The following is an 8,241-nucleotide window of genomic DNA, read 5'->3' on the forward strand; positions in this document are numbered from 1 at the left end:
ATGCGAACCATGACGCGGCGATGAGAGATCGGTGACGCTTGCGTGAACTACGGTCGCCGCCGGTCAGGCGGCGGGACGCCGCAGCCGGCGGAGCGCCCGGAACGGCCGGCCGTCGATGGCCGCCAGGCCGAGGCCGATCGTCGCCAGGCCGAGAAGGTACCGGGGCTCCGCCACCTCGCCCAGCACCGCGATCCCCGGCAGCGTCGCGGTCACCGGGATCAGGAAGGTGACAAGCGCGATGTTGGTGGCACCGGCCGTGGCGAGGATGCGGAAGAACAGGATGTAGGCGAGTGCGGTGGACAGCAACGCCAGGCCGACCACCGCCGCCACCGCACCCGCCGACGGCAGCGGCAGCGCCCGGGGTTGGTCGACCAGCAGCATCACCGGCAACAGCAGCAGCGCCGATGCGGTGATCTGGCCGGTCGCCGTCTGCAACGGCGTGATTCCCATGGCGCGGAACCGCCGACCGAAGACGCCGGCGACGGCGTAGGAGAGTGCTGCGGCCAGGCAGGCGAGCTGCGCCGCCGTTTGCGTGCCGGTGCCGCCGGGTATCGCACCGCCCACCATCGCGGCAACCCCGGCAAGCCCGACCAGCACACCGGCCAGGCGGCCGGCGCTCATCGGTTCGTCACGCACCGCCCGGTGCGCCACCAGGGCGGTGAGCAGCGGGGTGGTGGCGTTGAGAATGGAGGCAAGGCCGCTGCTGATGTGCCCCTGCGCCCATGTGATCAGGGTGAAGGGCACGACGTTGTTGAGCACCCCCATGGCGAGGAAGGCCAGCCACGCCGCCCGTCCCGTCGGCATGCCGGCGCCGACAAACCGCACCGCCGCGTGCAGGGCCACCGCCGCGAGTCCCACCCGCGCCGCGACGATGGTCAGCGGCGGCAGCTCCCGCACGGCGACGCCGACGAAGAAGAAGGACCCGCCCCACAGGATCGAGAGCGTCAGCAACAGCGCCCATTCCCGGGGCGTCATGGCGCGGTGGATGGTCGGTACGGTCATGACGGCCCCGGTCGCGGATGGTCGCACCTCTCCGGCATAGACCGGCCGGCGCGGCGGCGCAGCCCGATTCTTGCTCCGGCACCGATCATCCCTGCGGGGCCAGCCCGAACAGCTCGGCGTAGGCCCTCTCGCCCGCTGCCGTGACGGTCACGGCGCGGCTGTCGCGGCAGCGCAGAATCCAGCCCCGCTCCAGGGAGCGGTCGAGCAGTGCCGCCCCCAGCCGACCCGCCAGATGGGGCCGCCGCTCGCTCCAGTCCAGACAGGTGCGGCACAGCGGACGCCGGCCGCTCTCCGCCGGCGAACCGATGGCCGGCAGGTCGATGGCCAGCGCGTCGGCGAGGAACCGCCGGCCGGCATCGCTGACGTGGGCCACCCCGTCGCCGGGGACCACATGGCCGGCAGCGGCGAGCGCATCGGCCAGCCCGGTGCCCAGCCGCCCGGCCAGATGGTCGTAGCAGGTGCGCGCCGCCCGCAGCGCCGCGTCGCGCGGGCCGACCGGCCGGTGCCGCGGCGGCCCGACGGCCGCCAGCGCCATCAATCCCTCGATCGCCTGCGCCACTTCCGGCCCGGCCAGCCGGTGGTAGCGGTGGCGGCCCTGGCGGATCTGCGCGATCAGCCCGGCGTCGCGCAGCCTGGTCAGATGACCGCTGGTCGTCTGCGGGCTGACGCCGGCGTGCCACGCCAGCTCCCCCGCCGTCAGGGCGCGCCCGCCCATCAGCGCCACCAGCATGTTCGCCCGCGCGGTGTCCCCGATCACCGCGGCCACCGCCGCCAGCGTGGTTCCGGACACCATGGTCGTCATGGGGGCGGTCGTCATGGGGGTCGTCGTCATGGGACCGAGCCTACACCGGGCGGCGGCGGCGCGCACGGGGGCGATGCTTCGGCCGCGGCCGTATCATTCCGGCGGCATCCGAGCATGTTGCGGCCGTATCAATCGTCCTCGTACCGGCCGCGGGCGGCGTCGCGGTGGCAGGCTTCGCAGTTGGCCTTGGAGCGAATGTCCGGATTTTTCCGGACGTCGTCGCGGAACCGGTGTTCACGCTCGAACCAGCGCTGTTCGGTGATGCGCATCAGCCGCCCGTCGCCGCGGCCGGCGTGACCGACGAGATAGGCGCGGATGTCGGCGGCGACGTCGTCGGGCAAGCCGGCGTCGTCACCGAAATGATCCCGCAGGCCGTCCATGATGCGCGACCAGCTCTCGGCCGGCAGCAGGGCCGGCTGGAAGGCCATGTGGCATTCGCCGCATTCCTTCAGCGTCGCGGCGTGGGTGACGGGCGGCACCCGTTCGTTCTCGCCGGCCAGGGCGGGGGAAACCGTCAGGGTCAGGGCAAGTGCGGCAAGGATCGGAAGCATCGGTTCGGTCCTCATTGTTGAGCAAGCCAGGTGATGACATCGCCCTTCTCGGCGGCGCTGCAGGGGCGGCCCAGCACGGCGGGACAGTCGCGGGAAAAGCGCTTCTCCACGTCCGCGGCATCGGTGAATCGGGTGGGAGAGGCGGACACCGCCATCGGCTCGATGCCGCGGCCCGTGCCGACGTGGCGGCCGCGGGCGCGCGGGTCCGGGGTGTGGCAGGTGGCGCAGGCCGGCGTTTCCGGCTTGCCGCCGGTGTGCGGTCCCAGGTAGAGCGCCCGGCCGCGCTCGGCGGAGAAGCCGGCGAAGGACGGGCTTTCTGCCGCGGCCGCAGCGGCGTAGGCGGCGAGAATGGCATCGCGCGGCCCTTCGGCCGGGGCCGGATGGGCAAAGGACACGGCGGCCAGTGCGGCGAGCGGGATGACGGTCTTCACGGCATGACTCCCTTCGGGCGGGGTGCGGACCGGTGCTTCAGCCCGTGCAGGCCGAGCACCACGACGATGTGGCCGATGATCAGGGGCAGCGTGGCTTCGGCCAGGGCCTCGTGCAGCTTTTCCAGGGAGACGACGGCATCCGCGACCGCCCCGCTGACCGCCGCGGCGGACAGGCCGGCCAGCAGCACCGCGGCCATCCAGGCGACCAGCGGGCTGCGCTCGCGCCGGGCGGCGGCGTCGCCGACCGGCACACGACCCAGCCAGCCCCCCGGGGGGCGGACCCGCGGGCGCGGCAGGGCCAGCGGGGTTCCGGCCGGGGCGAACAGCCCGGCGCCAAGCCGCACCGCCAGAACGGTCAGCACGGCGTAGCCGGAGAAGACGTGCATGCCATAGGTGTCCTCGTCACCGGTCAGGTGGGCGACGATGAACGCGCCCGACAGCAGCGCGTGGAAGGTCAGGAGAAGCGCCGTTTCGGCGGGGGTCGGCTTGCGCGGGGGCATGGTCGGGGTCCTCGGGGGGAGCGTCAATCATCGTCGGCCAGGGCGGCCACAAGCGATTGCACGGTGGCGGCGCCTCCCTCGCCGTGGACATGCGCCTGCCAGGAGAAGGCGGTGGCGGCGACCAGCAGCGCGGCGGCCAGCGTGTGCAGCACCATCGTGCGGAGCATGGGCGGATACCTCTTCGGGAATGATGATGGTCGATGACGGGCAGTGTGACCCGCGCCGGCTGAACGGAGCCTGAGCCGGCCGTTCATCCGCCGTTCAGACGGCGAAGCCCATGGTTGGGCATGCTTGCCCTTGTTCCATCCGCCCTTGCGATCGCCCTCGCCGTGCTGCCGGCATCCGGCCGGGCCGACGACGGCCGTGACGACGACCACGACCGCGCCCGGCAGGCCCTGCGCGACGGCCGGGTGCTGCCGCTGGAAGCCATCGTCGCCCGCGCCACCGATGCCTTCGGCGGCACGGTGCTGGACGTGGAGATCGAAGACGACGACCATGGATCCCGCCGTGGCCGGGACCGGCGGCTGGTCTACGAGGTGAAGATGCTGGTGCCGGGCGGGCACATCGTGACGCTGATCTACGACGCCGGGACCGGTGATCTGCTGGCCAGCCGGGGCCGCCCGGCCCGCCGGAAGGACAGGTGATCCCATGCGCGTGCTCGTGGTGGAGGACGATCCCGACCTGAGCGCCCAGCTCGTCCGCCGGCTGGAACGGGAGGGCTACGCCGTCGACCATGCCGCGGACGGTGAGGACGGCGGGTTTCTCGGCAGCACCGAGCCCTACGATGCCGTGATCCTCGATCTCGGTCTGCCCAGGGTGGACGGGCTGACGGTGCTGCGCGGGTGGCGGCGCGAAGGGGTGAGCGTTCCGGTGCTGATCCTGACGGCCCGCGGCCACTGGCACGACAAGGTGGAGGGCATCGACGCCGGAGCCGACGACTACCTGGCCAAGCCGTTCAGCCCGGAGGAGTTGCTGGCCCGCGTCCGCGCGCTGATCCGCCGGGCCAAGGGGTTCGCCTCGGCCGAGATCGCCTGCGGTCCGGTGGTCCTCGACACCCGGTCGGCCCGCGTCACCGTCGCCGGGCGGGAGGTGGAACTGACGGGGTACGAGTTCCGCGTCCTGTCGTACCTGATGCACCGCAAGGGGCAGGTGGTGTCGCGCACCGAACTGACCGAACACGTCTACGCTCAGGACTTCGACCGCGACAGCAACACCATCGAGGTGTTCGTCGGCCGGCTGCGCCGCAAGCTGGGGACGGACATCATCCGGACGGTGCGCGGCCAGGGATACCGTTGCGAGGACCCATGAGATGGTCCCGTTCGCTCCGCTTCCGGCTGCTGGCCGGGGCGGCGGTGTGGATCGCGCTGGCCCTGACGCTGGCCGGCGGCATCCTGTCCGACCTGTTCCGCGAGCACGTGCAGACCCGCTTCGCCGCGGAACTGACCACCCATCTGGACCAGCTCGCCGCCGCGCTGGAAACGGGGGCGGACGGGGCACCGGCCCTGCCGCGCCCGTTGAGCGATCCGCGCTTCCGCCGCCCGCTGTCGGGCCTGTACTGGCAGGTGGAGGACGGCGGCCGACCGGTTCTGCGCTCGCGCTCCCTGTGGGACGTGACGCTGGCCCTGCCTCCCGACGCGCTGGCCGACGGGGAGATCCACCGCCACCGGATCGCCGGACCGGACGGGCAGTCCCTTCTGGCGCTGGAGCGGATGGTGTTCCTGCCCGATGCGGCGGAGCCCGTGCGCATCGCCGTGGCCGGCGACGAGGCGGAGACGGCCGCGGCACGGGCGTCCTTCGACCGCACGCTGGCCCTATCGCTGGCGGTGCTGGGCGTCGCCCTGATCGGGGCGGTCCTGGTGCAGGTCGCGGTGGGGTTGCGGCCGCTGGCCCGGCTGCGGCGCGAACTGGCCGCCATCCGCGCGGGGCAGCGACGCCGGCTGTCGGGTGATGTGCCGGAGGAGGTGCGGCCGCTGGCCGAAGACCTCAACGCCGTGCTCGACCACGGTGAGGAGGTGGTGGCGCGCGCCCGCGTCCAGGCGGGAAATCTCGCGCACGCGCTGAAGACCGACCTGGCCGTGCTGGCCAACGACGCCCGCGACCCGGCATCGGGCGGGGGGGAGCGGATCGTCCGCCGGTTGGAGCGGATGACGCGCGCCATCGACCACCACATGGCCCGCGCCCGCGCGGCGGCGGCCCATGGCGTCCCCGGCGTGCGGACCGAGGTGACCCCGGTGATCGAGCGGCTGGTGCGCACATTGTCCCGCCTGCACGCCGGACGGGTCCTCGCCTTTGCGGTCGATTGCGCTCCCGGCCTCGTCTTCGCGGGCGAACGGCAGGACCTGGAGGAGATGCTGGGCAATCTGCTGGACAACGCCTGCAAGTGGGCCGACACGCGGGTGCGGGTCACGGTGGCGCCCGATCCCGCCGCCGGGCTGGTGGTGACGGTCGAGGACGACGGCCCCGGTCTGGCGCCCGGACAGCGGGCGGCGGTGCTGGCCCCCGGTGTCCGGCTCGACGAAGCGGTGCCGGGCTCCGGCCTCGGTCTGGCCGTCGTGACCGACGTGGCCGGCCTTTACGGCGGGACGCTGGCGCTGGAGGACTCGGCGCTCGGCGGGCTGAAGGCCACGGTGAGGCTGCCGGCGGCGGACTGATCGCCCGCCGTTCCGGCCAGTTCCGAACACAGGCGCTCGCGCCCGGCCAGATACCGTTCCTGCGCCACGGAGAGTTGGTCGACCCTCGCATCGGGCGGCACATCGCCGAGGTGCCCGGCCAGGGACAGGGTGATCACCTCCTCCACCACCTCCACGGCGGCCAGCGTCTCCAGCGACACCGGCAGACCGGCGACCCCGAACACGGCGGCGTACAGCACCACATGGGCGGCGACCCAATCCGCCGTGAAGTCCCGCACCGTCCGGACACCGGTGAAGGGGACGACGATGAACGGGCCGGCCGGAACGCCTCGGGTGCACAGGGCCAGGCCGTAATCGACGGAACGGGTCGGCATCCCTTCGCCGGCAGCGCGGTCCACGACGCCGAGCCAGCCCCGGGTGATGTTCACGTACATCCGGTTCAGCGCCGTGCCCGCGAGATCCGTCCGCCCCGCCACCAGGAACGCGCCGGCGTTCAACGGCTCGCCGATCCAGGTCAGCGCGACATTCCGGGCGCCCTCCCCGACCTCGGGCGGGACGGGCGGCAGGACCGCGGCGGCGCCCTCCAGGGCCCCGGCAACACCGGCGTTGAAGGAGAACATGGCGCCGTTGAACCGGTCGAGCCACGATTCTTCGGCATGGATCGGCAGCGGGGCCACCATCGCGACCGTCATGATGGCCGCCGCAACGATCGCGCGGATCCCCGGCATGGCGTGCGTTCCTTTCCTTGCCGGCCGGCCACGACGGCGGCGGCGCTTACGTTTACGACGGCACGGCTGAACGGCTGATGAACGCGGGGACGGTGCCGGTGTCCGGGTCCATCCCCGGGAAGCCGGAGCCGCCGGCGGCGATCACCCGGCTGCGGTCGATCCAACCGGGGAGCGGGACCGATCGTTCAGGCATCCGCCGTCATGGATGCGTTTATAATTGTTACATTTCCCACATTGACGATCAAAGGTTGGATCTGCCAAAACCTTTATTAGGTCAATGCACCAGCCGAATGAGTCAAAGATCAATGACACTCTTTTAAACAAGAGCGTCATCAACGGACAACCCATGTCCGCAGTGCAGTACGGCCGCTATCCAGTCGCATTCAATCCATGCAATGCGACCGCTTGTCGAGATTTTCCAAAGGTATTCAGAGAGGATCTACGATCATGCCCGGCGTGTTTCAGTATTTCAAGGGCCTTAATGGCGTTAATGGGTCCGGCGACGTCCGCATCGGAACGGGCAGCACGCTGCTGGCAAACACCCTGAATACCAACACTTCCTTCAGCATACTTCTTGACAGCGGGATTTGGATTTTTTCACAAACCCCTCCCAATCTAGCTTTGCTTTCCGCTGAATCACTTGCTTTCACCAATCCTGACGTATCTTTTCTTTTTGATCTAACGGGCTTCACCGGAAACTACACTCTTACGGGCGGGCATGGGTACGCCGATACGATCATCGGTGGCAGCGGAAACGATTTGCTTATCGGCGGCAACGGCAACGACATCCTTTCGGGTGGCGCCGGCGACGACACGCTGTTGGGGGGCAACGGCGCCGACCTGATGCACGGCGGCGACGGTGACGACATCTTCAACCTGACTCCGCTGGAGGTGAATGACGACACCATCAGCGGCGGCGATGGACATGACATCATCGAGTTGTCGGGTGGACAGTTCGACTTTTCGATGGCCACCGTGTCCGGCATCGAGGAGATCCGGGTGGGATCGGCCTTCTCGTCGATCATGGGAGTATGGATACTCGGGCTGAATGCTGCCGGTTACACCATCCGGGGCAGCGAACTGACTGACGTCCTGTTTGGCGGTGCCGGCAATGATCTCATCTACGGTTACGGCGGCGACGGCCGGCTGGAGGGGCTCGAGGGGAACGACACGATCTTCGGCGGCAGCGGCAACGATCTGATCTACGGCGGCGCCGGCAACGACATCCTGTACGCAGGCACCGGCATCGACAGCCTGTTCGGCGGCGATGGCGACGACGTGCTGGTCCTCGCGTCGGCCGGCGATCTCTATGGCGGCGCGTTTCAGGTGTACAACGGCGGTGCCGGCAACGACACGCTGCGCATCGACAGCGGCGGCTCCTACAACCTGACCAACGTCGGCATGACCGGCATCGAGTCCATCGTCGTGGCCACCGGCGATGCCGTGACCGTGACCGGTACCGCAAACAACGACAGCATTCTCGGCGGCGACGGCCACGACCTCATCAGCGGGCTCGGCGGCCACGACATCCTCTATGGCGGGGCCGGAAACGACACCCTGGTGGGCGGCGACGGCTTCGACACCCTGGTCGGCGGCA

General features: G+C 70.5%; 11 protein-coding genes. 4 read left to right on the plus strand and 7 right to left on the minus strand.

What is annotated here, in order from left to right; all coding sequences use genetic code 11:
* Positions 1-63: 63 nt before the first annotated feature.
* The 6 genes from G472_RS0116765 to G472_RS38870 all read right to left on the minus strand — a co-directional run bounded on the left by G472_RS0116765 (position 64) and on the right by G472_RS38870 (position 3,453).
* Positions 64-1,002, minus strand: a complete 939-nt coding sequence (locus G472_RS0116765; protein ID WP_029009331.1) for a DMT family transporter — start codon at positions 1,000-1,002, stop codon at positions 64-66.
* Between the two features lie 85 nt (positions 1,003-1,087).
* Positions 1,088-1,819, minus strand: a complete 732-nt coding sequence (locus tag G472_RS0116770) for an ArsR/SmtB family transcription factor (RefSeq protein ID WP_245593514.1) — start codon at positions 1,817-1,819, stop codon at positions 1,088-1,090.
* 113 nt (positions 1,820-1,932) lie between these two features.
* On the minus strand, positions 1,933-2,355 hold the full coding sequence (locus G472_RS0116775; protein WP_211100205.1) for a diheme cytochrome c: 423 nt from the start codon (positions 2,353-2,355) through the stop codon (positions 1,933-1,935).
* Between the two features lie 11 nt (positions 2,356-2,366).
* Complete coding sequence (locus G472_RS0116780) at positions 2,367-2,786, minus strand: DUF1924 domain-containing protein (RefSeq protein WP_029009334.1); 420 nt, start codon at positions 2,784-2,786, stop codon at positions 2,367-2,369.
* Positions 2,783-3,286 carry a hypothetical protein gene (locus G472_RS0116785; RefSeq protein WP_029009335.1) on the minus strand — a complete coding sequence of 168 codons (504 nt, stop codon included), beginning with the start codon at positions 3,284-3,286 and terminating at the stop codon, positions 2,783-2,785. The genes G472_RS0116780 and G472_RS0116785 overlap by 4 nt, the downstream gene beginning before the upstream one ends.
* A gap of 23 nt (positions 3,287-3,309) precedes the next feature.
* Entirely contained in the window at positions 3,310-3,453 is a 144-nt protein-coding gene (locus G472_RS38870; RefSeq protein ID WP_156927145.1) for a hypothetical protein, read from the minus strand.
* A 120-nt stretch (positions 3,454-3,573) separates the two neighbouring features.
* Here G472_RS38870 and G472_RS0116795 point away from each other — a divergent pair, with 120 nt between their 5' ends.
* From G472_RS0116795 to G472_RS0116805, 3 genes are read left to right on the plus strand one after another with little or no spacing between them, the layout of a single operon-like run.
* The gene (locus tag G472_RS0116795) at positions 3,574-3,930 is read left to right on the plus strand and encodes a PepSY domain-containing protein (RefSeq protein WP_035692715.1); all 357 of its coding nucleotides are present in this window, start codon (positions 3,574-3,576) and stop codon (positions 3,928-3,930) included.
* Between the two features lie 4 nt (positions 3,931-3,934).
* Positions 3,935-4,594, plus strand: coding sequence for a response regulator transcription factor (locus G472_RS0116800; protein ID WP_029009337.1), 660 nt, complete (start codon positions 3,935-3,937; stop codon positions 4,592-4,594).
* Entirely contained in the window at positions 4,591-5,937 is a 1,347-nt protein-coding gene (locus G472_RS0116805) for a sensor histidine kinase (RefSeq protein WP_029009338.1), read from the plus strand. Before G472_RS0116800 ends, G472_RS0116805 begins: the two co-directional genes overlap by 4 nt.
* Here G472_RS0116805 and G472_RS0116810 read toward each other — a convergent pair.
* Positions 5,859-6,644, minus strand: coding sequence for an MlaA family lipoprotein (locus G472_RS0116810; RefSeq protein WP_029009339.1), 786 nt, complete (start codon positions 6,642-6,644; stop codon positions 5,859-5,861). The genes G472_RS0116805 and G472_RS0116810 overlap by 79 nt on opposite strands.
* A 447-nt stretch (positions 6,645-7,091) precedes the next feature.
* Here G472_RS0116810 and G472_RS33720 point away from each other — a divergent pair.
* Positions 7,092-8,241 (plus strand): calcium-binding protein (locus G472_RS33720; protein ID WP_281173344.1); only part of this gene is annotated, 1,150 nt, incomplete at its 3' end.

The organism is Azospirillum halopraeferens DSM 3675 (assembly GCF_000429625.1).
GTDB classification, from domain to species: Bacteria; Pseudomonadota; Alphaproteobacteria; order Azospirillales; family Azospirillaceae; genus Azospirillum; species Azospirillum halopraeferens.

Bases quoted from the DNA above. Each gene is read 5' to 3' on its own strand.
- G472_RS0116765 (WP_029009331.1), bottom strand. From the start codon at position 1,002: ATGACCGTACCGACCATCCACCGCGCCATGACGCCCCGGGAATGGGCG.
- G472_RS0116795 (WP_035692715.1), top strand. From the start codon at position 3,574: ATGCTTGCCCTTGTTCCATCCGCCCTTGCGATCGCCCTCGCCGTGCTG.
- G472_RS0116785 (WP_029009335.1), bottom strand. From the start codon at position 3,286: ATGCCCCCGCGCAAGCCGACCCCCGCCGAAACGGCGCTTCTCCTGACC.
- G472_RS0116770 (WP_245593514.1), bottom strand. From the start codon at position 1,819: ATGACGACCGCCCCCATGACGACCATGGTGTCCGGAACCACGCTGGCG.
- G472_RS0116800 (WP_029009337.1), top strand. From the start codon at position 3,935: ATGCGCGTGCTCGTGGTGGAGGACGATCCCGACCTGAGCGCCCAGCTC.
- G472_RS0116775 (WP_211100205.1), bottom strand. From the start codon at position 2,355: ATGCTTCCGATCCTTGCCGCACTTGCCCTGACCCTGACGGTTTCCCCC.
- G472_RS0116810 (WP_029009339.1), bottom strand. From the start codon at position 6,644: ATGCCGGGGATCCGCGCGATCGTTGCGGCGGCCATCATGACGGTCGCG.
- G472_RS38870 (WP_156927145.1), bottom strand. From the start codon at position 3,453: ATGCTCCGCACGATGGTGCTGCACACGCTGGCCGCCGCGCTGCTGGTC.
- G472_RS0116805 (WP_029009338.1), top strand. From the start codon at position 4,591: ATGAGATGGTCCCGTTCGCTCCGCTTCCGGCTGCTGGCCGGGGCGGCG.